19 protein-coding genes are annotated in these 20974 nt (G+C 67.4%); all 19 read left to right on the top strand.

Annotation, left to right across the window (positions count from 1 at the left end; translation table 11 throughout):
* Complete coding sequence (locus ACZ5LB_RS08150; protein WP_464605687.1) at positions 1–717, top strand: hypothetical protein; 717 nt, start codon at positions 1–3, stop codon at positions 715–717.
* Entirely contained in the window at positions 714–1055 is a 342-nt protein-coding gene (locus ACZ5LB_RS08145; protein WP_464605686.1) for a hypothetical protein, read from the top strand. The genes ACZ5LB_RS08150 and ACZ5LB_RS08145 overlap by 4 nt, the downstream gene beginning before the upstream one ends.
* A complete protein-coding gene (locus ACZ5LB_RS08140; protein ID WP_464605685.1) occupies positions 1052–1522 on the top strand; it encodes a hypothetical protein in 471 nt (156 codons plus the stop codon). Before ACZ5LB_RS08145 ends, ACZ5LB_RS08140 begins: the two co-directional genes overlap by 4 nt.
* On the top strand, positions 1519–3183 hold the full coding sequence (gene terL, locus ACZ5LB_RS08135; protein ID WP_464605684.1) for a phage terminase large subunit: 1665 nt from the start codon (positions 1519–1521) through the stop codon (positions 3181–3183). The genes ACZ5LB_RS08140 and terL overlap by 4 nt, the downstream gene beginning before the upstream one ends.
* Positions 3180–5687, top strand: coding sequence for a phage portal protein family protein (locus tag ACZ5LB_RS08130; RefSeq protein WP_464605683.1), 2508 nt, complete (start codon positions 3180–3182; stop codon positions 5685–5687). Before terL ends, ACZ5LB_RS08130 begins: the two co-directional genes overlap by 4 nt.
* Entirely contained in the window at positions 5684–6763 is a 1080-nt protein-coding gene (locus ACZ5LB_RS08125; protein ID WP_464605682.1) for a hypothetical protein, read from the top strand. The genes ACZ5LB_RS08130 and ACZ5LB_RS08125 overlap by 4 nt, the downstream gene beginning before the upstream one ends.
* Before the next feature lie 69 nt (positions 6764–6832).
* The gene (locus ACZ5LB_RS08120; protein WP_464605681.1) at positions 6833–7210 is read left to right on the top strand and encodes a hypothetical protein; all 378 of its coding nucleotides are present in this window, start codon (positions 6833–6835) and stop codon (positions 7208–7210) included.
* 57 nt (positions 7211–7267) lie between these two features.
* Positions 7268–8224 carry a hypothetical protein gene (locus ACZ5LB_RS08115; protein ID WP_464605680.1) on the top strand — a complete coding sequence of 319 codons (957 nt, stop codon included), beginning with the start codon at positions 7268–7270 and terminating at the stop codon, positions 8222–8224.
* Between the two features lie 7 nt (positions 8225–8231).
* Entirely contained in the window at positions 8232–8645 is a 414-nt protein-coding gene (locus ACZ5LB_RS08110) for a phage protein Gp36 family protein (protein WP_464605679.1), read from the top strand.
* Complete coding sequence (locus ACZ5LB_RS08105) at positions 8642–9226, top strand: phage virion morphogenesis family protein (RefSeq protein ID WP_464605678.1); 585 nt, start codon at positions 8642–8644, stop codon at positions 9224–9226. The genes ACZ5LB_RS08110 and ACZ5LB_RS08105 overlap by 4 nt, the downstream gene beginning before the upstream one ends.
* Positions 9223–9609 carry a hypothetical protein gene (locus ACZ5LB_RS08100; RefSeq protein ID WP_464605677.1) on the top strand — a complete coding sequence of 129 codons (387 nt, stop codon included), beginning with the start codon at positions 9223–9225 and terminating at the stop codon, positions 9607–9609. Before ACZ5LB_RS08105 ends, ACZ5LB_RS08100 begins: the two co-directional genes overlap by 4 nt.
* Before the next feature lie 3 nt (positions 9610–9612).
* On the top strand, positions 9613–9858 hold the full coding sequence (locus tag ACZ5LB_RS08095; RefSeq protein WP_464605676.1) for a hypothetical protein: 246 nt from the start codon (positions 9613–9615) through the stop codon (positions 9856–9858).
* Positions 9855–10523, top strand: a complete 669-nt coding sequence (locus tag ACZ5LB_RS08090; RefSeq protein WP_464605675.1) for a hypothetical protein — start codon at positions 9855–9857, stop codon at positions 10521–10523. The genes ACZ5LB_RS08095 and ACZ5LB_RS08090 overlap by 4 nt, the downstream gene beginning before the upstream one ends.
* A gap of 8 nt (positions 10524–10531) precedes the next feature.
* Positions 10532–11026 (top strand): hypothetical protein, encoded by a 495-nt coding sequence (locus ACZ5LB_RS08085; RefSeq protein ID WP_464605674.1) that lies wholly within the window; start codon positions 10532–10534, stop codon positions 11024–11026.
* Positions 11027–11034: 8 nt separating this feature from the next.
* On the top strand, positions 11035–11220 hold the full coding sequence (locus tag ACZ5LB_RS08080) for a hypothetical protein (RefSeq protein WP_464605673.1): 186 nt from the start codon (positions 11035–11037) through the stop codon (positions 11218–11220).
* Positions 11221–11454: 234 nt separating this feature from the next.
* Positions 11455–15414 carry a tape measure protein gene (locus ACZ5LB_RS08075; protein WP_464605672.1) on the top strand — a complete coding sequence of 1320 codons (3960 nt, stop codon included), beginning with the start codon at positions 11455–11457 and terminating at the stop codon, positions 15412–15414.
* Entirely contained in the window at positions 15414–18677 is a 3264-nt protein-coding gene (locus tag ACZ5LB_RS08070; protein ID WP_464605671.1) for a hypothetical protein, read from the top strand. Before ACZ5LB_RS08075 ends, ACZ5LB_RS08070 begins: the two co-directional genes overlap by 1 nt.
* Entirely contained in the window at positions 18677–19177 is a 501-nt protein-coding gene (locus tag ACZ5LB_RS08065) for a hypothetical protein (RefSeq protein WP_464605670.1), read from the top strand. Before ACZ5LB_RS08070 ends, ACZ5LB_RS08065 begins: the two co-directional genes overlap by 1 nt.
* Positions 19178–19332: 155 nt before the next feature.
* Complete coding sequence (locus tag ACZ5LB_RS08060) at positions 19333–20967, top strand: hypothetical protein (RefSeq protein ID WP_464605669.1); 1635 nt, start codon at positions 19333–19335, stop codon at positions 20965–20967.
* Positions 20968–20974 lie beyond the last annotated feature (7 nt).

Below are 20974 nucleotides of genomic sequence, written 5' to 3'. Positions count from 1 at the left end.
ATGACCGAATTCCGTGAACCGCTCAGCCCAGCCGCCCAGAAGGTGGGCTGGGGCATCCTGGCGGCCCTCCTCATCATCGTGGGGCTGGGGCTCTACGCCGCCCGGCAACGACAGCACGCAGCCGACGCCCGGGTCCAGGCGTCCTCCTTCGCCGGGGAGAACCGTCAGCTCGTGAAGGACGCGCTGGCGGCGACGCTCCAGGCCACCCAGGCCCGGGCCGAGCGCGACAAGGCCTCCCAGGAGGTTCGGCGCCTCTCCAAGGCCCTGGAGGCCGCCCAGCGCCCCCCGAAGCCCCTTCCGGCGCCCGAGGGTGACCCGGAGCTGGCCAAGGGCCTGGAGACGGCCGGCCTCAAGGTCGGCCTGGTCCTGTTCCGGGGCGAGACCCCTTCAAGGCTGGAGCGCCAGGACGCCCTCAAGGTCTGGGACTGGAACGCCCAGGCGCTCCGGGTCCCCGCCCTGGAGCTGCGCCTGGACGCCGCCGAGAACCTGGTGGACGGGCAGCTCAAGGAAACCGGGGCCCTGAAGGTGGAGGTCCGGGAGTGGTCGGCGTCCAGTGAGCGCTGGCAGGTCGCCCACGGAGCCAAGGCCCAGCAGGCCGACGCCCTCCAGGCCGAAGTGACGGCCCTGCACAAGGCGGCCACGGCCGACAAGTGGAAGACCTGGGTCATGGTGGGCGGCGCCCTCGCCACCGGCTACCTGGTGGGGGGGCGCCGATGAACTTCGACAGCTGGATGGCCTTGCTGGCCTTGATCTTCGTGCCCATGGGCGGAACCTGGGGCGTCGTGAAGCTCCTCCTCCTGCGGGACCGCAAACAGATCTCCCTGGACGTGGACGCCCTCCAACGGGACCAGGCCGCGCTCCGGACGGAGCTGAGCCAGGCCAAGGTGGACCTGGCCACCCTTCGGGAGCGGATCCGGACCCTGCCGGACCACCAGGCCATCCAGGAGCGCCTGGAACGCCTGGAGGAGCGCCTGGAAGGCAAGCTGGACGCCTGGGGCGATCGCCTCCAGGCCTCCCTGGACACGGCTCTTTCGGCGATGCGGGGTGGCCTGTGACGCATGGAAACACGCGCTTTACGGACCAGGACCGGGCCAAGGCCCGCCGCCTCTTCGTGGAAGAGGGTCAGTCCATGCAGGCCATCCAGGATGAGATCGGCTGCTCCCCCCGGACCCTGGGCATCTGGGCCAAGGACATGGGCTGGCGGGACGAACGGGTCTCCTGGCTCCGGATCCACGCCGTGCCCCTGGAGGACCTGGAGGAGCGGGCCATCCGCAAGCTCATGGGCCGCCTGGAGCGGGATGCCGAAGACCTGGCGCCCGAGACCCTCCTGTCCCTCCTGACCAACATCAACCGTTTCAAGGCCCTCATCGCCAAGCGGCAGGGCTACCGGGTGCTGGACGCCGCCCTCGTGGTCGGCGAGGACTTCCAGGAATTCGTCCTCCGGGAGTGCCCGGACGAGGCTCCGGTCCTCCTGGAGGCCTGGAAGAACTTCATTGAGGACCTGCAGCGGAGAACCGTATGACCCGGATCCACATCCCCCGCGCCTCCAAGGCCCAGGCCCGCCGCACGGCCGAAGGCCTGGAGCAGCTCATCGCGCGGCTGCGGGAGATGGAGGACTTTCCGGCCTCCGAGCGCACCCGGGAGGCCTCCAAGGCCCGCCGGGAGCGAGCCCAGGACGACTTCCTGTTCTTCGCCAAGACCTACCTGCCCGAGCTGATCCAGGGCGAAGGCTGCGCCCTCCACGCGGCCCTGGCCTCCACCTGCCAGCAGCTGGCCGACGGCAGGACGGTGGTCCATGTGGACCCGGGCCCGTTCGGCGAGCTGGTGACCCCCAAGGAGGATGAGGAGGAGGCGGCGGAGATCAACGCGGCCGCCCTGGCCGCCCCCCGTGGCCATGCCAAAAGCACCTGGGGCACCATCGCCTTCCCCACCTGGTGCGTCCTGGCCGGGCGGAAGGGCTACGGCCAGCTCTGCAGCGACACCAAGGAGCAGGCCAACGGCTTCGTTGAAGCCATCCGCATGATCCTCCAGGAGTGCCCCCGGATCCGGACGGACTTCGGGGAGATCGACGTGGACGGCCCGGAAGGGACGCTGGACATCGTGGTCCCGGCCCTCCCGGACGGTTCCAAGCCGAAATATCGCCTGGCCCGCCTCCAGGGCTTCGGCTCCGGCCAGAAGCTCCGGGGCCGGACCCACCAGGGTCGGCGGCCTGACCTGGTCATTCTGGACGATGTCGAGAATGACGAGGCCGTGGAGAACCCGGCCCGGCGCAAAAAGCTCCGGGGCTGGCTCACCAAGGCCGTCCTCCCGGGCATGGACCCCAGCTCCGGGGCGTTCCTCATGTTGGGGACCGTCCTCCACGAGGAAAGCCTTCTCAAGAGCGTCCTGGCCATGTTCGGCGGAGCCATCTGGCGGTGCTGGGACGAGGACGAGAACCCCATGTGGGGCGAGCGCTTCCCCAAGCGCCACCTCCGCTGGCTTCGGTCCAAGATGGACGCCGAGGACCCCGGCAGCTTCGCCCAGGAGATGGAGAACCGGGCCCAGGGCGACGACGAGAAGCCCTTCAAAGCCTTCCAGGAGTACGAGCAGCTCCCAGACCGCCTGGAGGTCAAGACCCATGTGGACCCCGCCCTGGGCAAGCGCAAGGGCGACTTCACGGCCCTGGTGACCGTCGGCTACGCCTCCGGCGTGGTCTACGTCCTGGACGCCGTCATCCGCAAGCTGGGCCCCAAGGCAACCGGGGAGAAGATCCTGGAAGTCCGGGAGTCCTACCCGGGCAGGCTCCAGGCCGAGTCCGTGGCCTACCAGGAGGCCCTGAAGGACATCCTGGACCTCCTGGCGGACCTGGAGGGGATCGTGGTCCCGGTGACCCTGGTGACCCCCAAGGGCGACAAGAACGCCCGGATCGAGTCCATGGCCCCGGCGGTGGAGACGGGCAAGATCCTCTTCCCGCGCCTGTCCCCGCCCGCCCGGGGCAACGGATCCCTGGAGCCCATGGCCTGTGGCGGGGCTTCCGGGATCCGCAAGCTCCAGGAGCAGCTCCTTCAGTTCCCCAAGGCAGCCAACGACGACGGCCCGGACGCCCTGCAGGGGGCGACGGCCGGGCGGTTTAAGCGGAAGACCTTTGGGGGCTTCGGCATGGGCATGAAACCCGCGGTTGAAAAGATCGAGGTGAGGCTATGAAGGTCATCGAGCGGCTGCGGTCCATCTTCACCCCGGCGACTCCCAACGCCATGGGGGTCATCAACAGCGCCCCCATGAACATCCCCTGGCTGGGCTCCCAGCGCATGGCCAACCCCAACCTGGACACCGGGACCGAGGGCCGGGGGACCTGGCGCGAGCTTCACGAAGCCCTGATCGATACCAAGGCCGCCGCCTGCTTGGAGATCCGGTGCCAGGTGGTGTCGGACTTGGCCTGGTCCCTGGTGGCTCAGCCCGGGACCCCGCCGGAGGCCATGGACCTGGTCCGGAGGGCTCTGGACGGCCTCAACCTGGTGGAGGACTTCGAGGAAATGGCCAAGGCCTCCTACTTCGGCTTGGTCCCCCTGGAGGTCCGTTGGGAGGTGCGGGACAAGCTCATCGTCCCGGCGGAGCTGGACAGCTTCGAGCCCATCCACCTGGCCTTCGGCCCGGACCGCACCCCCACGATCAACGGCGCCGTTCCGGAGCCCGGGACCCTGATCCTGCACCGGCACGGCAGCTCCTTCCGTAACCCCTGGGGCCTCGGCCGGGGCCGGACGGTTCCCCGGTGGACCCGGGTGAAGACCGCCGTGGCCTACGCCACCTACCGGGACTACCCCCGCTACGCCCATGACCGCATCGTCCTGCGCTACCCCGACGGCAGCCCGGACGAGGAAGTGGCCCGCTACGTTCAGATCGCCAACCAGCTCATGGACAGCCCTGGCCTGGTGGTCCCGGACGGGATGACGGCGGATCGGCTGGAGCTGGACTCCAAGTTCGACGTGGGCGCCACGCTGGTGGACGCGGCCGATGCCCAGATCGCCGTGGGCATCCTGGGCAACACCCTGACTACCGGGGAGGGCCAGCACGGCACCCAGGCCCTGGGCTCGGTCCACGAGGGCCAGAGCGACCGCCAGGAGAGCGCCGACGGCCGCCGGATCGAGGCCACCCTGAACCGGACCCTGATCCCCTGGATCATCGCCCTCAACCTGGGCCCTGACGTGGTCCCCCCGCTTTTCCGGTTCAACCGGGCGGTTCGCTCCACCATCAAGGACCGCCTGGAGGCGGTCATGGGCCTCAAGAAGGAAGGCCTCCAGCTCAGCAAGGTCTGGCTCCGGGAGACCTTCGGGATTCCGGCCCCCCAGGACGATGAGGACACCCTGGTCGCTCCAGAGCCCGCCCCGGCCGTGCCCCCGGTGGTCGTCCCGCCCGTCCCGGCCCCGGTGGTCCTGTCCGTGGACGGGGATCCGATCGACGCGCAGTTCCGGCGCTGGGAGGACGGCTACGTCCAGCGCCAGGCCGCCGTGACGCGCCTGGCCCTCCTGGCCGTCGCCGATGCCGGCACCTACCACCAGGCGCTGGAGTCGGTCCTGGCGCTCGGGCGGGACTTCCCCACCTCGGCCGCCGAGTGGCTCTACTCCAGCCTGCAGGCCGGCCGCCACGCCGGGGCTTGGGAGGCCGACCGGGAGGTCAAGGCCCTCGCCCTGGAGGAAAGTCCAGAACTGGACTACAACCTGACCCCGGAGCTGGCCCTGCGCTGGCTGGAGGGAAAGGTCCCCCTGACCATCGCCCAGGCCGACGGCCTGAAGGACGCCGAGCTGCGGGCCCGGGCCTTTTGGGTGGCCGGGGTGGACCAACTGGCCACCGTCCAGGCCCTCCAGACCGCCATGGCCGAGGCCCTGGCCAAGGGGATCCCCTTCGATGAGTTCAAGGGCACCTGGTTGTCCCGCCTCCAGGGGACCGGGGTGAACGAGGCCCGGCTTCGCACCGCCTTCGACCTGCAGCTGCAGGGCGCCTACATGGGCGGCCGCATGGCCAGCCTCATCGGCAACCCGGCCGTCAAGAACCTCACCTACGTCACGGCCGGGGATGAGTCGGTCCGCCCGAACCACGCCATCCTCAACCGGATCACCCTTCCCAAGGGCCATCCCTTCTGGCTGACCCACACCCCGCCCCTGGGCTACCGCTGCCGCTGCCGGATCCGGGCGGCCGCCGCCCACGAGGTGCCCACCCCCTCCATGGACCCGCGCCTGGAGACCCCTCCGGACCAGGGCTTCGGCCAGGGCGCCCAGAGCTTCAACACCTACCTGGACACCCTGGCGACCCAGCCAGGAGCCTCCTGGACGCCCCTGGAGCCGTCCCGGCCAGGATGGGACTGGCTCAAGGCCTCCAGGCCCTCCAGCGCCCTCCCAGCCCCGGCACCCAGCCCTCAGGTGCGGCCTCTGACCGGCGACCTGGTCACCGATCCAACCGGCCGGGTGATCGCCGCCCCCGGGGCCCGGCCGGAGGTCCTGGACGCTCTCCGGGCCCCGGCGGAGATCTGGCTTTCCCCGGTGGAAGGTCCGGAAGGCCAGCTCGGCCTGGAGCTGAACTACCTCCTGCCCCTGGGCAATGACCAGGTCCTCTACGTGCCGGCCTTCGGGGGGGTGGTCAGCCGGGCCCAGCCCCCCCAGGTCCTCCCTTCAACCGGGCTTGATGCCCTTCGCCAAGGAGTGAAGCTGAAATGACCCTCCCGTTCCGCCCGACCCCCCCCTCCGGCCACTCCCACACCAGCCGGACCCCTTCCGCCGTTTCTAAACGGTGGTTAAACGGCTTCCTGGCCCTTTCTGATGAGACGACGATCCTCACCCCGGGGGTCCACAACGGCCACCCCCTCGGGTTGGCCCAGATCCAGGAGCTGGTGGAGACCTACAACCCCCAGGCCCAGCCGGCCCCCCTGAAGCTCACCCATGCCGACAAGCAGAAGGAGGCCTACGGCTGGATCAAGAGCCTCCGGACCGGCCCGTTCACCCCGCCCGGCCAGACCAAGCCCGTCACGGCCCTCTTCGCCACGCTGACCCCGACCGAGGCCGGGCGACAGGCGAACCGGAGCGGCGGGTACCGGATGAAGAGTCTGGAGGCCTGGCCTCCGACCCACCCCTCCAACCCCACCCCCGGCCGCTGGCACCTGAAGGCCCTGGCCCTCCTGGGCAGCGACAGCCCCGCCTGTCCCAACCTCGGGCCCCTCGAACTCTCCGCGGATCCCGTGGACGCAGAGACCCCCGTCCTGATTCTCCAGGACACCACCTCCACCCCCGGCGGCGACCCGCTGCCCAACCCCAGAGGAGCCACCATGGCCCTGACCCCCGAAGAACAAGCCGCCCTGGACAAGGCCAAGGCGACCGAGACCACGAACAAGGAACTGCTGGCCAAGCTGGAAGCCCAGACCCAGGCCACCGCCAGCGCGGCGGTCCAGGCCCGCCTGGACGGCCTGGTCCAGGCCAAGAAGGTCACCCCGGCGGCCGCCGCCATCCTGAAGCCCGTCCTGCTGGCGCTGCCCGTCGAAGGCGAGGTCCAACTGGCCGAGGGCAAGAAGGCCACCCCCCGGGAGGCCCTCCTGAGCGTCCTGGACAGCCTGGGCACCCTGGGCGTCTTCAAGAAGATCCCGGTCCCCGGCGAGACGCCCGTGGAGCTGGCGGCCGGCGACGCCACCAAGGCCATGGAGGCCGCCGTGGCCAAGCACAAGGCCGACGGGAAGCCCCACGCCGAGGCCGTGGCCCTGGCCGCCAAGGAAGTGGACCAGGCCACCGCCAAGCCCTGCTAGGCGACCTCGCCGACCCTCACCGCCCTTCGGGGCCCATATCACTTCTCAACAACTCATAAGGAATGAACTATGAGCAATTACGGACTCACCCTCTCCGTACTGATCACCGCGGCCATCCTGAGCAAGCGCGCGGTCTACGAGGACCCCGACACCGGGGTGGCCGTCAACCCCAACGTGGCCGGGGTCAAGTGCCTCGGCATCTGCACGGAGGACACGGCCGCCGCTGCGGGCTACGCCCCCGTCCAGGTGGAGAAGATCGCCCCCGCGATCTTCGGCGGCGCCGCCAAGATCGGCGACAGCCTGGCCACGGACAACCAGGGCCGCATGGTCAAGGCGGCCGGCGCCCCCGGCGCCACGGTCTGGTGCCTCGGCTTCTCCCGCTCGGTCATCGCCCAGGCGGGCGACGAGGGCGACGTGTTCATCCACCCCCACCAGGTGACCGTCTAGGCGCTTCCTGGCGCCTGGGTCTCCTCCAAAACCGCACCACCCATCACAGGAGCAAGCATGCTGCACATCCAGAACGTCATCGGGTTCCTCCCCGGGACGTCCATCTCCTACAAGTGCGAGGGGGGCATCGCCCACCAGCTCTTCAACGAGATCCCGGCCGATCTCGAAACCGGGTCCTACACCCGGTTCGGCAAGGAGCTGATCTTCTCGCTGGAGGACCCCTCCATGAGCCGCCTCGGCGAGGCCCGCGAGATCGACTTCTCCGAGTACCAGGAGGGCTACATGGCCAAGCCCTACGCTCTCAAGACCGCCCTTCCGCTGGATCTGGCCAACCTCACCCCCGCCAACGTCAACCGGGTCCAGCAGGGCATCACCGGCCTGACGGACACGCTGGACCGGTGGTACGAAAAGCAGGGGGCCGCCCTGTGCGCCACCTTCAGCTCGACGGCCGTCGTGAAGGTCTGGACCGACCCCACCAGCACCCCCCTGAAGTCGGACATCAAGCCCGCCCGGGCCAAGCTGGCCATGCCGGCCAACGTGGCGGTCATCGGCAAGCGCACCTTCGACGTGCTGGTGAACAATCCCGAGATCGTGGCCCAGCGCAACACGGCCGCCGCCGGCACGGTCACCAAGGAGGAGCTGGCCAAGATCCTGGAGGTCAAGGAGATCCTGGTCCCCGAGATGAAGGGCAACACCGCCGTCAAGGGCCGGGCCGAGAACCTGGACTACATCTGGGGCGACGTGTTCATGTTCGCCTACCGGAACCCCGTCCTGGAGATCGGGCCCGAGCAGATCACTTTCGCGGCCCGGATCTCCCTCACCGAATTCGGCCTGAAGGGTGCCCCCACGGAGGCCGTGGTCTACAGCGCCTCCGACAAGGGCACGCTGGTCCGGGCGTGGGAGAACCCCAACCGTGGCTTCTCCGGAGCGTCCATGATCCAGGTCGGCCGCAAGTACGACCTGAAGAAGATCGGGCCCGACCTGGCCTGGCGTCTCACCGGCATGCTGGGCTGAGGCGGCCATGACCTGGTTCCAGCCCTCCGACCTTGAATCCCGCCTCAGCCCCAAGGCCCTGCGTGAGCTTTCGACGGGTACCGGGCAAGCGGGGGAACCGGATGAGGTCGTTCTCCAGGAAGCCCTGGACCGGGCGGAAGCCGAGGTCCGGGGCGTCCTGGCCGGGCGGACCACCCTCCCGGATGACCTCCCCGCGGGGCTTCTTCGGGATGTGGCGCTGGACCTGGCCGTGGAGGGTCTCTTCCTCCGTAAGCCCGGCGAGGCCGCCACGGTGCCGGAGGGCTGGCAGGGGCGGCTCAAGCGCAGCCGCTCCCTCCTGGACCAGATGGCCCAGGGAGAGATTCCCATCCCTTCCACCACCGCCCGGCGCCGCCTGGAGGTCATCAATCCACCCTCCCCGGTGGATGGAGCCTTCCGATGACCCGTGAGGAGCTGCTCCAGAACCTGAAGGCCATGCAGGCCCGGATTTCCGACCCCCGGCCGGCCCTGCAGGCGATCGCAGACCTGATGATCGCCAGCGTGGACCAGAACTTTGCCGCCCAGGGCCGCCCCAACCGGTGGAAGGAGGTCACCAAGACCACCCGCCGCCTGAAGGACCTGGCCGGCAAGGGGAGCGTCCTGACCTGGTCCGGGCGCCTGGCCAGCTCCGTGGTCCCCCAGGTCCTGGCCGACAAGGTGGTCCTGGGGTCGAACTGGCCCTACGCCCGGATCCACAACCAGGGCGGCACCATCAAGCGGGCCGGGAAGTCCGGCTCTGTCCGCCTGCGCACCAATGCCAAGGGCCAGCTCCTCCGGCAGGGCCAGGAGGGCCGCTCGGCCAACCTGGCCGTCTTCGCCCGCGGGGGCCACAAGCGGGCTGTGGAACGGGCCTTCACCCATGGGGCCTATGAAATCCACATGCCCGCCCGGCCCTACCTGATCTACCAGCCCGGGGAGCCCGAGCAGTACGGGGCCCTCGTCATGCACTACGTCCAGACCGGCCGAATCGAGGTCCCCGCATGAGCATCATCGCCACCCTTGAAGCCGAGGCCGTGGCTGCCCTCCTAGGGGCGGCTCTCCCAGAGCTGGCGGACTTCACTGTCGAAAGCCTGAGCGGCCAGGTGGACCTGGAGAAGGATGAGCTGACCCTGGCCGCCCCGACGCTCCTGGTGGCGGTGGTGGGCGGGGACCACGCCACGGCCGGGGCCGACACCCTGAGCCTGGCCTTTGTGGCCTGTGTCCCCGGGGAAAGCCAACAGGGCCGCCGCCAGCAGGCCATGGACGCCTGTTTCGCCATCCGCATCTGGATGGAGGAGTCCGACACCCGCTATGTCCCCAACGCCACCCGGACGGAGCGCCTCCATCCCATCGCCGTGGTGGGGCTCTTCGCCTCCCTGATCGGATAACCCATGTGCAAAGCCATCTGCAGTTACTGCACCCTTCGGCTCAATGCGAGCAACGACCCCAGCATCCCGGCCTCCGGCCTGGTGCTGCGTGCCGGGGTGGTCACCCCGGTCAGCCATGACCAGGCTCGCTACCTCCTGACCCTTCCCCTGGTGGACGTGCTGGAGGCCCTGGCCTCCCCCGCGCCTGCCCTTGAGTTCGCCACCAGCGACCTCCCCAACGCTTCCCTTCCCGAGGAGTCCTCCCTATGAGCACCGCCGTTTTCAACCGCAAGGCCATCCAGGCCGGCGCGGGTCACCTGTTCCTGCTCCCCACCCCTGCCACCGTCACGGCCACCGACGCTGACGAAATCGTCAAGGAGCTGCTGGAGCACTTCCTCGCCGATGGCGACATCCGCGGCGCCCTCAAGGCCGGCGTCAAGCCCTGGCTCGTCCAGGGCAAGGACGGGTTCTCCGCCAAGGTGGACCAGAAGGCCCTCAAGGACGAGGACAACCTGAACCCCGAGTACGTCCTGGGCTACATCGACATCGGCTACGAGGCCACGGTCACCATGAAGGACCTGGACGCCGCCCACCTGGCCGACGTACTCTCCGCCAAGGGCGGCCAGATCATCACCACCGCCCCCTCCGCCACCCAGGCCGGGCGCACCACGATCCTGGGCGGTGGCCAGCGCCTGGCGAACGTCTACATGGCGCTCTTCCGGTACGAGAGCGCGGCCTTCCCCGGGGAGTTCCGCTACGTCCTGATCCCCGCCTGCACGCTGAACTTCGACGGCGACTCCAACTACGTCAAGGACAAGGCCATCGAGCGCAAGGTCAAGCTCGTGGCCCAGCCCTCCGGCCTCCTGACCGACCCCGAGACCTTCCGGGACGTGATCTGGGTCGAGGACTACGTCACTGCCGCGAAGACGGCGTGAGGTAGGCCATGACGACGATTCTCAGCACGGCCCAGATCGAACACGGCTTCCCCATCCTGGCGGAGCTGGACCTGACCAAGCTCTTCGACGCCTTCCTCACCCTCAAGGCCAACCTCCCCGAAGGGGCCCTGGACTCGGAGGAGGAGGGTTCCATCCTGAAGGCCGTGGCCGGGTCGCCCCAGGTGCTGCGCCTGGTGCTCCCCCTCCTCCAGACCATGGGGGAGGTCGGAAAGGCGCGGATCCTCCGGCGGATCTCGGCCGTGCTGAGGGCGTCGGACGATGACCTGCTCGACGCTGAGCGGAACCCGTCCAAGCTGGCCGAGCTGGAGGTGCAGGCTGCCAAGCTGCCCTACCTGGAGGCCCTCATGGACGTCGTCCGTTTTTTTGCACGGCTCGGGCTCTCTACCACCGTTTCCCTGCCCTCTTTGGAGGAGGAGGGGGAAACGGAGCAGGGAACGTCCGAGACCGAAGGGCGGTCGGAAAGTTCGCCCTCCGAAGGCTGATCTCCCCCATGGCCGGGGGGTGGGTTGCAGCTGCCCGCCTCCCGGCCCTGGAGGCCATCACCTGGGCCGACGAACACATCCGCAAGGAGCGCTGGTCCGCCCACACCCAGAACCTGCAGATTTGGGCCTCCAGCCTCGGAGCCTATGCCTTCGGGGGCACCCCACCGGACCCGCCGGAACCGCCGCCCGTGTGAATGGGCATCTGGCCCAGACGTTCAAGGACGGCACGCCCCTCCCTGATTTCTTCCCTGGACTTGGCAAGACGCGCCCGTTCTGCATCAAGGCTCTTATCGAGGTTCTTCCCGAGAGGTTTCAGGCTGCCCCGAACGATCCAGAGCACGAACACCGCCACCAGCAGGTAGATCAGGCCTTCCATAGGTCACCGTCCAGCCTTTAATTCTACTCCTTTTCTTAAACAAGGCCCGTCCATGGCGAACGAATACAAGGTCCAACTCGAATTCGGAGCCGAGGCGTCCGCCCTCCTCCAGGCCCTCAAGGGCATCGTGGAGGGTTCTGAAGCGGCCCATCGGAGCCTCACCGGAACCGAGAAGGCCGCCACCGCCATGGGCGGGCAGGGGGCCCCGCCCCTGGTGACGGCTCTCGCCCAGGCCAAGGCCGGGGCGTCCGGGCTGTTCATGGAGATCAGCGCCGGCACGGCTCGGACCACGGCCGACCTGCTGAAGACCTCCCAGGCCGCCGCCGCGATCGCCGAGAAGGCGGCCCCCATCGCCCCCCAGCTGGCCCAGGCCCAGGAGAAGGCTGACGGCCTCACCGGGGCGGTCGTCCGGGGCGGCCTGGCCCTCCAGGTCATGGAGCGGGCCGCCCACAGCGTCCTGGACTTCCTGGAGAAGATCGGGGAGACCGGGCTGAAGATGCAGGGCACCCTCCGGACCCTGCAGTTCGCCACCGGGGACGGCGAGGCCGGGATGGCCTTCGTCCGCCGGGAGGCCCATGACCTCGGCCTGGAACTCACCAGCGCGGCCAAGGACTACGCCCAGCTGGCGGCCGCCTTCAAGGGCACCCGCCTGGAGGGCCAGGCCACCCGGAACATCTTCCACGCCGTGGCCAGCGCGGCCACCGTCCTCCAGCTCTCCGCGGATGACACCAGCGGCTCCCTCAAGGCCATCAATCAGATGATGTCCAAGGGCACCGTGGCGGCCGAGGAACTCCGGGGCCAGCTGGGAGAGCGTCTCCCGGGGGCCTTCAACCTGGCCGCCCGGGCCATGGGCGTGTCCACCCAGCAGCTGGGGAAGATGCTGGAGCAGGGGGAGGTCCTGGCGGCGGACTTCCTGCCCAAGTTCGCGGCGGAGCTGCAGCGCAGCCTGGGGGATGAGCCGGCCAAGGCCGCCACCAGCACCCAGGCCCAGCTCAACCGCCTGAAGACCGCTTGGACGGAACTCCTGGTCTCCGTGGGGAATTCGGGGCCCATGCGGGAAGCCGCCGCCTCGGCCGGGGATCTGGCCGCCGCCATCCAGCACGCCGCCGGCAACAGTGTGGCCCGGGAGCTGGGGTCGGAGATCGCCGGCACCCTGAGCGCCGTGAAGAACCTGACCTTGTTCCTCTGGGAATGGCGGAACGCCTTGATCGCCCTGGCCAAAGCCTGGGCGGTCATCAAGGCCCTTCAGATTGTGGACTCGATCCGAGCCCAGGTTGTTGCGAAATACGAGTCAGTCATTGCGATAAACGCAGAACGTGAAGCCTTGGTTACAGAAAGCCTCGCGTATGCCGGTCACACTCGGGTTCTTGGGCAAGACACTCTGGCTCAGATCAGCTCTGCCAAAGCTAAAGTGGCGGCTCAGCTTGCGAACCTCGAAAGTATGGGCGCCCTCTCCGGCCTCACCCTTGCAGAACGGGACGCCACCAGGGCAACCCTCCTCCATACCCAGGCCAAGCTGGACGAGGCCGCCGCCATTGCCGGGGCCAGCGCCGCCAGCAAGGGCGCCGGAGTGGCCATGGGCCTCCTGGGCGGCCCCATCGGCACCATCATCACCCTGATCGGCGTGGCCGTCTTCGCCTGGTCCGCTTTTGGGAAGGCCAGCAAGAGCGCCACGGAGATGGCCTCGGAGGCCCTGGAGCATGCGGCCCAGAACCGCGCCAAGTTCGCGGACCTGGTCCAGGAGGTGACCCACCTGGAGGGCGTCCTGGCCAGCTCCAAGACCAAGACCGACGAGAAGAAGCGGGCCCAGGAGCAGCTCAAGACGGTCATGGAGCAGCTCCTGGCCGTTTACCCGGAGTTAAACACGTACGTTAAAAAAGAGGGGGAAACGTACGTGAACGCCCTGGGCGGGCTCAAGAAGTTCACGGAGGCCAAGAAATCCGACGCCCAGGCCAGCCTGGAGCAGGCGAAGGCGACCCTCCAGGTGATCCAGGCTGAGCAACTCCGGCTCAAGACGGAGGCGGATGCCGAGACGGCCCGGGCCGTGGACTCCGGAACGGACGATGCGGCTGCGGCCGGGTTCGCGGCCTCCAAGGTGCTCGCCAGGGAGGCCAAGGCGAAGGGGGACGCCGCCAAGGCCCAGCAGGCCATTGTGGAAAAGAACCTGGAGGAGCTGAAGCAATGGCAGAAGAAGCTGGCCGACCTCAATGCCCCGCCCGCCAAGCCCGGGGAGGACCCGACGGGCAAAACATCCAAGGACCTGGTCACCCCGGCGGAGCACCTGGTGCGCCTCCAGCAGATCGCGGCCCAGGCCGCCGCCCGGACCACCCTGGAAGAGGAGGAGCGGGCCAAGCTCATGACAGTCGAGGCGGAGATCGCTGACAAGCTGGTCAAGCTGGACGATGAGCGGGCCAAGGGCAAGTTCAAGCGGGCCGGGGGCGAGGAGGACTACAAGGCTGAAAAGCAGGCCCTCCAGGACCTCCTGAAGGCCCGGGAAGGCCTGATCAAGACGGAGTACGCCGACAAGCGCACGGCGATGGAAGCCAAGATGCAGAGCGAACTAACCGGGCAGGAGGCGAGTGAGCTGGCCAAGCGGCTGGACCAGATCCAGCAGCACTTCGCCAAGATCCGGGAGATGAACAAGAGCCTCCAGGTGGAGGGAAAGCCCTTCGTGACGGAGGCCTCGATCGTGGAGGCGGAGAATGCCGCCATCCTCCGGGCGAATCAGGAGGCGGCGAACAAGCGGAAGATGCAGGAGGCCCAGCTCCAGTCGGACCTCACGGGCCAGGAGGAAGGCGGGCTTGAGAAGCGCCTGGACGCAGTCACCCGCCACTTCGCCAAGCTGCGTGAGCTGAACCGCACCCTTGCGGTGGACGGCAAGCCCTACCTCACGGAGGACGCCATCATGTCCGCCGAGAATGCCGCCCGGGTCCGGGCCCGGGTCGCCCAGGTCAAGGAGGACCTCTCCAAGCTCAAGCAGGAGCTGGCGGAGCTGGCCCAGGTGAAGGGGCGGGCCCTGTCGATCTTCGAGCAGGATGAGGTTACGGGGCGCTACAAGGCGGCGGGCGGCACCAAGAAGGAGGCCGCCGGCCAGTATGAGACCGAGCAGCACCGGGGCGCGTCCGGTCTGAGCGGCTTCCAGACGGGCGTGACGGCCTGGGTCACCCAGTCCAAGTCGTCCTTCGACACTTGGAAGGAAGTGGGCACCTCCGCCGTCCAGGGCCTGGAAACCAGTTTTGCGAATTTCTTCACGTCCCTAACCCAGCGGGGCCAGACCTACGGGCAGAAGGCCAAGGCGCTCTGGATGAGCGTCAGCGGCAGCGCCGTCCAGGCCCTGACCAAGGTGGCGGGGCAGGAGCTGGTCCTGTGGGGCATCCAGAAGGCCAAGATGGCCTGGGAAGCCATCCGGTCCGCCTGGAACACCAAGGACACCGTCAAGACCACCGCGGAATCGGCCACCAAGTCGGCGGCCAATACCTCCCAGGCTGCCACGGGTTTCTTTGCCTCGTTCGCCGGCACCGGCCCCTGGGGCTTCGCCCTGGCGGCCGCCGCCATCGTCGCCATGTTCTCCCTGCTCAGCTCCATCACGGGCCGGAAGGTAGGCGGCCTTGTGGGCCAGAACGGTCCCGAGCTGACGATGTTGGGCGAGGAGGGCCTGGAGGTAGTGGCTCCGCTCAATGACTTCCAGGACTGGAAACAGGAGGAGCGCTACATGGGCGCGAACCTGGGTTACAACCTGGCCCAGCACCAGGCGGAGATCCGGGCTTCCCAGGCCCAGGCGAGCGACTACGCCCGCCAGGCCCAGCAGAACACCGGGAGGGGCTACGGCCAGAGCGCGATGACGGAGGGCCAGGCCGCTCAGCTCAATTTCATCCTGCCCGGGATGGTCAACCTGGACAGTTCCCGGCGCGGCCAGCAGAAGCTGGGCGCCGCCCTGGTGGATGGAGCCCGGGCCCGGGTCCGCCAGACCGGAGCCGTCGTCAAGAGCGGCAATATTTTCGGGAGGCTCTGATGTCGACCTGGTCTGTCCGGGCCATCGAACGCCTGGGGGCGCCCTCGATCCAATGGCCTACCGTCTTTGGTCCCAACGGTGGGGCGGATCCCATCGCGTCCAACGACCTGGCCGTCCTGGACCTGACCCCGTTCCTGGCGCCGATCGGGGACTTTACCCACCAGATCGAGCAGGACATGACCCAGGGAACCTTCTCCAGCATCGACCTGGACCTGGAGGACCCGGATGGGAGCCTGGCGGAGGCCCTGGGCCCCTTCAGCGCCACGATGGCGACCCCCTCCCGCTATTACGGCCCCTGGATCGAAGTCTGGGAAAATTGGGGTGAAGGCCAGGCCGCCCTCCGGTTCCTCGGGTATCTGGAGCCCACCAGCCTCCAGTGGATGGAGGATGATGCGGCGACCCAAGCCACCGTGACGCATGCGAGCCAGCTGATCCAGGAACGCCTGATCACGGACTATCCTGCCCTCCTGAGGCCGTGGCCTTCGGTTCCCACGAATTCAACCCAGGACTGGGTCCAGGCTACTGCCGATGCCCTGGTGGATGCGGCGTCGGAAACCTTCAGCCCAAGGGCCGATGCAGCGGCTCTGGAGGCTGCCCTGTGGGCCCAGGGACAGCTTTCCTGGGTCGCCCGCGCCTCGGAGGTCCTGACGCACCGGGTGACCATGCGTCCGGACCAGGATCCCATCAACTATTACCAGACCCGGAGCTACGATGTGCCCGCCGCTCCGGCCTCCAGCGTCATCATTGGTGGGACCGCTTACGCCGTTGACCACTTGGCCTGGGATACCTCCATTGCCGGGACGGCCGGGGAGGATGCCCCAAACGTTCCGGGACAGGTCGTAACCTATCGGGCCGTTCGTATCTGGCTGCAGGGGTCTCCGGATCTAACCGGCCATCTGCACCTCGGGGACACCGTCCTTTGGGGAATCCCCGAGAGCCAGCGCTCCCATTACCTCCTGCAGGGGGCCTCCATCCCGGCTCCAGCGGATGGGAGCGACGGGCAGGCATACATAGGTTTGAACACCGTGGAGCAGCTCGGGGCCGGAGATGCGCTGACCCTGACGTTTGAGGATGCCAGCAGCGGCCATCCCCGCCTCACCACGGCCGACCTTCCGAAAGCGATCGATTTCGACGGCGAAAAGGGCCGTGTCTGGCTCGCCTCGCCTCTGGATCAGGGCTACACCAACGTCTCCAAGGTCCGCCGCAATTCGCAGGATCCCATTCTTTTTGACGGGCTTGCCTATGCGCGTGCGCTCATCGCTCCCTGGACCCTGGACGTGAGCAACTTTTCCCCGGCCGAAACGGACGTCCCTGTCTTCGTATGGCGGCCCTACGACGTCGTCCAGCCCCAGCTCTACGGGGCCGTCAACTGCCAGGTGGTGGACCAGACCGGGCGCCTGGTCATCTCCCGAAGAGGCCCGGATAGCGGCAGCGGCGAATTCCCTGCCGCCGGCGTTTGGACGGGATCCTGGGGCGGAGCCTGGTCCTGGCTAGGCCTGCCTTCTCCCCAGTCAACCCATGAGGTCCATGGGAATGTGCAGCAGTGGCCGGGAGGCATCAATAGCTATGAAGCCCCTGTCATTTATGTGGAGGGGGACCTGTCTGGGGGGGCTTCCATTCCGGTGAATGGGTGGAGGCCCGGATGGCGATCCTGGAAGGACCCCGAAGTACTCACCCAGGACCCCGACAGTTCCTGGAATGGAACAGAGGTCCAGTGGGCGCCCGTCGCAGCCAGCGGCGACATCCCGGGGAAACTGGTGGCCTTCTCCGCCAGCACTCCCAGTCCGGGCAGCTACACCCGCACCAGCGCGGGCGATTGGTCCTTCCGGGCCCACAACGGCCACAGGAGCCTGGCGTCGCCCATCACCCCCACCGTTTCGGGGACCTTGCCGGCAGGCAACTGGCTGGCTCTCGGGATGGGGATCTGGGCCAACGGCGACGAGAAGGAGGCCCTCCTGGGCCTCGTGGTAGGGGGGGCCAGCTTCCCCTTTGCCTCGGTCTCAGCGGTGCTCCTGAGCCAAGCGGCGGGCGGGGATCTAACTTCCAGGCAGACCCACCAGCTCTGGGCGTCCACGGACGCGATTCCCGCGGGCCCCTGGGCGCTGGGTGGCGGCCTCGTCGTGCAGAGCTACACCCAGGACATCGCGGGCCTGACCTACCCCCGGACGGTCCTGCATAAGCTCACCGGGACTACGGTCCTTAGCGTCGACCTGAAAACCCTGGAAGTCATCCCTGGCACCCTCCAGCCGCTCCTCCTGGCCGGCGCGAGCGGGGCCAGGACGATCCAAGGGTGGTATGCCCTGGCGTTGGAAACCTATGCGGATGACAGTTTCGCGGCGAGCCGCCGGCTGCGGTTCCTCCATCTGGACGCGGCCCTGCAGGTGGTCAACGGAGATCCAGAGGCGGACCCATCGCTCCCGACGGATCCAGCTGCGTCATTCCGACGTGGGGACATCGTCGCCAGCAAGGTCGCACCCGGGGCCCTGATCGCTCGGATGGTGCGCACCAGCACGTCCGAGGACGCTATGGCCGGTCTGATCGGGGGGAGGCTCTTCACCGTCCAGAACCGCCTCTCGTCCACCGTGGAACGCCTCCAGCTCAATGCAACGCCCCCAAAGGACAAGGCCTCCGGTGTGGCCTACAGCGGCGATGGCATGACGGCGTCCGAATTCCTGGAAGCCTGGGCGGCCTCCCAGCTCGCCACCGTCGTCCCGGGCCCGGATGGGAACCTGGCCCTGGTCTCCCGGTCCGCCGGAACGCTCCGGGTCCGGGACATCGCAGGTCAGCGGATCAGCGTCCAGCCCTCGGAACGGTCCAAGCGAGCCAAGACGGCGGCGTGGGAGGGCTACCTCCGCAAGGTCCGGGTCAGCTACAGCGACATCCTTGCGGACGAGACCATCTCGGTAGAGGAGACCGCGTCCTTCGATGGCGGGCGGATCGTGGAGCAGGATCACAGCAAGGTTCTGAGCGGTCCAACCATGGCCCGGGCGCTGGCGAGGGCCTACGTCTACTGGTTCGGCCATCCCGTCCCGATGCTCAATGAGACCTGGGTCGATCGGAGCTACGGAGTCTCAGGCGAGATGGCCCCGGTGTTCTGGAGCACCTGGCAGGACGGGGACCTAATCACCTTGGAGCCCTATAACCCGGCAGTCCCAGCGTCCATAACGGTCTTCAAGATCATCAGCATGCGTCCCCAGCCTGAAAACCGGGAGGTTGACGTGGAACTGCGGCAGCAACCCTGGCCCATCACCCCGGAGGCATAATGGATCTCATCGTTTATGGCATGGAACGGTCCCGCATCACCCTGTATGCAGCGGATGGGACCACTCCCCTCTACCGGATCACTCTCCAGCGGGAGGCCCCGGAGGGTCTGACGCTGAAGTTCGTCCCCGAAGTCGTCCCCCACAAGATGGGCAGCGGAGCTGATTGGGCGAACCATCTGACCTATCGGGGGCACCGGCCGCAGCTGGCCGTGAAGTGGATCTACGGGGTCCGGAGTGATCGGCAGGCCTGGACGGGATCCGCCTGGGACGCTCCCACCAAGATCCTCACGGCCACGGCCATCAGCATCATCCAGGCGTATGCCTTCCCGGTCCCCTGCAAAGTGGAACCTCGTTTCGACAAGACATATAGCTTTATGGCGCAACCCGATCCCGGCAAGGCCCTTGAGCTGCGAGATACCAAGGGTGTGGCCCATCCAGGGCTGGAGCTGGTCCTCATAGCCCAGAAGGTGGGCCCCATTCCTGACTGGGAGAGCCTGTGAGCTACACTGTTTTCCCCGTAACCACCCCCACCTGGATCACCCTTCTGGATCCGAGCGGAACACCCTTCGCCCGCTGGACTCTCCAGGGCTCTGCGCCAGAGGGCCGGATCCTGCGGTGGAAGGCCGAGGGGAACCTCCATATGGCCGGAAGCGCCTTGGACTTCGCCCGCAGCTGGCATCATCGTGGGTTCCGCTTGGAGATGGTGATTCACTGGAATGTTGGCGTCCAGTGCCTTCGGCAGGATTGGACGGGCACCACCTGGGGCGATCCGGATTCCCTCCCAACCGCCGTGGCCCATAGCCAAATTCTGAGGTGGGCCGCTAGGGGGGTTGTGGTCGTTCAGCCCTTCCAGGGCGACGACAGCTTTATCTTCAACGCGCATGCCGCAGGCGATGGTCCCAGCCTCCGGGACCTGGCCGGCGTGGCCCATACTCACTTGGAGATGACCCTGGAGGCCGTTAGCCTGGCCCCCTCGCCGGAGGTCCCCGGAACTATTGACCCAGACGCCCGCACCGGTTGGTCCTATGGTGCCTGGTCCTACTACACCTGGGACAGCGCCCGGGTCCCCGGGAACGTGTCGAAGGGAGGGATCGCCTACAACCTCAAGACGGCCGCCATGGGCAACTACCCCGGCGGGGCCTACACCTGCGAGATCCAGCGCCGCGACCTGACGGACCGCGTCCACCACACGTTCCAGACCCACGCGAAAATGTCGCAGATCATCGAGGCCGGCTACATCTCCAAAACGAGCGTGGTCACGGCCTGGGTGCACCTCAAGGGCGAGACCCTCTACGTTCACTGTGTGGGCCCCATCGTCAATGCCAAAGGGCGTTCGCCCTCGAAAACGGCGGTGTTCAGGCTGGATTCCATCGACCCGGTGACCCTGGAGGGGACCTATACCCTCCTCAGTGAGGTGCTCCTGAACACCGGAGCCGGGAGCGGGACCATGCCCTCGAGCGCCTATGCCCCGGGTGCAGTCGGCCTCGGTGCCGTGGGCTATGGGGGTTTCGTGTACCTCTCAGCCTGGCCCTGGAATCGAGTAGTCACGTCCAGTTCCAGGCACTTCACTGACACCTACCTTCGGGGTGTTTACATCGATATCGCAGAGTGGGCCAAGGTCACGGTGGACGTGTTCGTCACCCCTCCGTCTCCCATCCTGCCGAGTCGAGTTCTACACGCATCCGAATACTATAGCTATAAAATCATCACTTGTTCGAAACTCCCTTGGGAAGAGGCTTCACTTGAGGATTTCACGGTCATCAACGAGGCCTCCGGGAACGTCCGATCTGACATGGGGATGTCCTGGGATGGATTCGATACGGGAGAAAATGCGCTGTCAGGTGTCAACGTCCAGGGCGACACGTCCGATCTATACGAGATTTCAGCGACGCTCGGCGGGGGCCTGGACCCGTTCCATCCAGCTGGCATGCACCTCACCAACGCCCACGGGATTTTAAGGGGTCGGATGTATGACATGACTCGGTTTTTCTACCTCAACTCGGCCCAGGAGCGAGTTCTGTGGACGCCTCCAACGATGCCAGGGAGCGATCGCTTGATGGGCGTATGGGGCAACTCTCAGGCCATCGTGGGTATCCGTGGGACCACGGCGGGTAACAACGTTAATTGGAATTATTTTTATGTCTGTAAATCGTCCGATACCACGTTCTCAAACAAATACTCAATCTATTCCAGCCTGACTGACGATGGCAGGATCCTGCATCTCGAGGGGGTTGAGGACGTGACGCCGAGTATGTGGCTGGATGGCGTGAAATTGTTCGATCTGAACTGAGGCTCCA

The organism is Mesoterricola sp. MK458 (assembly GCF_055384935.1).
The sequence above is the reverse complement of the archived record's forward strand: the minus strand, read 5'-3'. Positions and strand labels throughout refer to the sequence as shown.

What these genes read in the sequence shown, in the direction of transcription:
- ACZ5LB_RS08130 (WP_464605683.1), top strand. Translation starts at nt 3,180, where the DNA reads ATGAAGGTCATCGAGCGGCTGCGGTCCATCTTCACCCCGGCGACTCCC.
- ACZ5LB_RS08120 (WP_464605681.1), top strand. Translation starts at nt 6,833, where the DNA reads ATGAGCAATTACGGACTCACCCTCTCCGTACTGATCACCGCGGCCATC.
- ACZ5LB_RS08115 (WP_464605680.1), top strand. Translation starts at nt 7,268, where the DNA reads ATGCTGCACATCCAGAACGTCATCGGGTTCCTCCCCGGGACGTCCATC.
- ACZ5LB_RS08110 (WP_464605679.1), top strand. Translation starts at nt 8,232, where the DNA reads ATGACCTGGTTCCAGCCCTCCGACCTTGAATCCCGCCTCAGCCCCAAG.
- ACZ5LB_RS08075 (WP_464605672.1), top strand. Translation starts at nt 11,455, where the DNA reads ATGGCGAACGAATACAAGGTCCAACTCGAATTCGGAGCCGAGGCGTCC.
- terL (WP_464605684.1), top strand. Translation starts at nt 1,519, where the DNA reads ATGACCCGGATCCACATCCCCCGCGCCTCCAAGGCCCAGGCCCGCCGC.
- ACZ5LB_RS08095 (WP_464605676.1), top strand. Translation starts at nt 9,613, where the DNA reads ATGTGCAAAGCCATCTGCAGTTACTGCACCCTTCGGCTCAATGCGAGC.
- ACZ5LB_RS08125 (WP_464605682.1), top strand. Translation starts at nt 5,684, where the DNA reads ATGACCCTCCCGTTCCGCCCGACCCCCCCCTCCGGCCACTCCCACACC.
- ACZ5LB_RS08090 (WP_464605675.1), top strand. Translation starts at nt 9,855, where the DNA reads ATGAGCACCGCCGTTTTCAACCGCAAGGCCATCCAGGCCGGCGCGGGT.
- ACZ5LB_RS08145 (WP_464605686.1), top strand. Translation starts at nt 714, where the DNA reads ATGAACTTCGACAGCTGGATGGCCTTGCTGGCCTTGATCTTCGTGCCC.
- ACZ5LB_RS08085 (WP_464605674.1), top strand. Translation starts at nt 10,532, where the DNA reads ATGACGACGATTCTCAGCACGGCCCAGATCGAACACGGCTTCCCCATC.
- ACZ5LB_RS08070 (WP_464605671.1), top strand. Translation starts at nt 15,414, where the DNA reads ATGTCGACCTGGTCTGTCCGGGCCATCGAACGCCTGGGGGCGCCCTCG.
- ACZ5LB_RS08100 (WP_464605677.1), top strand. Translation starts at nt 9,223, where the DNA reads ATGAGCATCATCGCCACCCTTGAAGCCGAGGCCGTGGCTGCCCTCCTA.
- ACZ5LB_RS08080 (WP_464605673.1), top strand. Translation starts at nt 11,035, where the DNA reads ATGGCCGGGGGGTGGGTTGCAGCTGCCCGCCTCCCGGCCCTGGAGGCC.
- ACZ5LB_RS08150 (WP_464605687.1), top strand. Translation starts at nt 1, where the DNA reads ATGACCGAATTCCGTGAACCGCTCAGCCCAGCCGCCCAGAAGGTGGGC.
- ACZ5LB_RS08105 (WP_464605678.1), top strand. Translation starts at nt 8,642, where the DNA reads ATGACCCGTGAGGAGCTGCTCCAGAACCTGAAGGCCATGCAGGCCCGG.
- ACZ5LB_RS08065 (WP_464605670.1), top strand. Translation starts at nt 18,677, where the DNA reads ATGGATCTCATCGTTTATGGCATGGAACGGTCCCGCATCACCCTGTAT.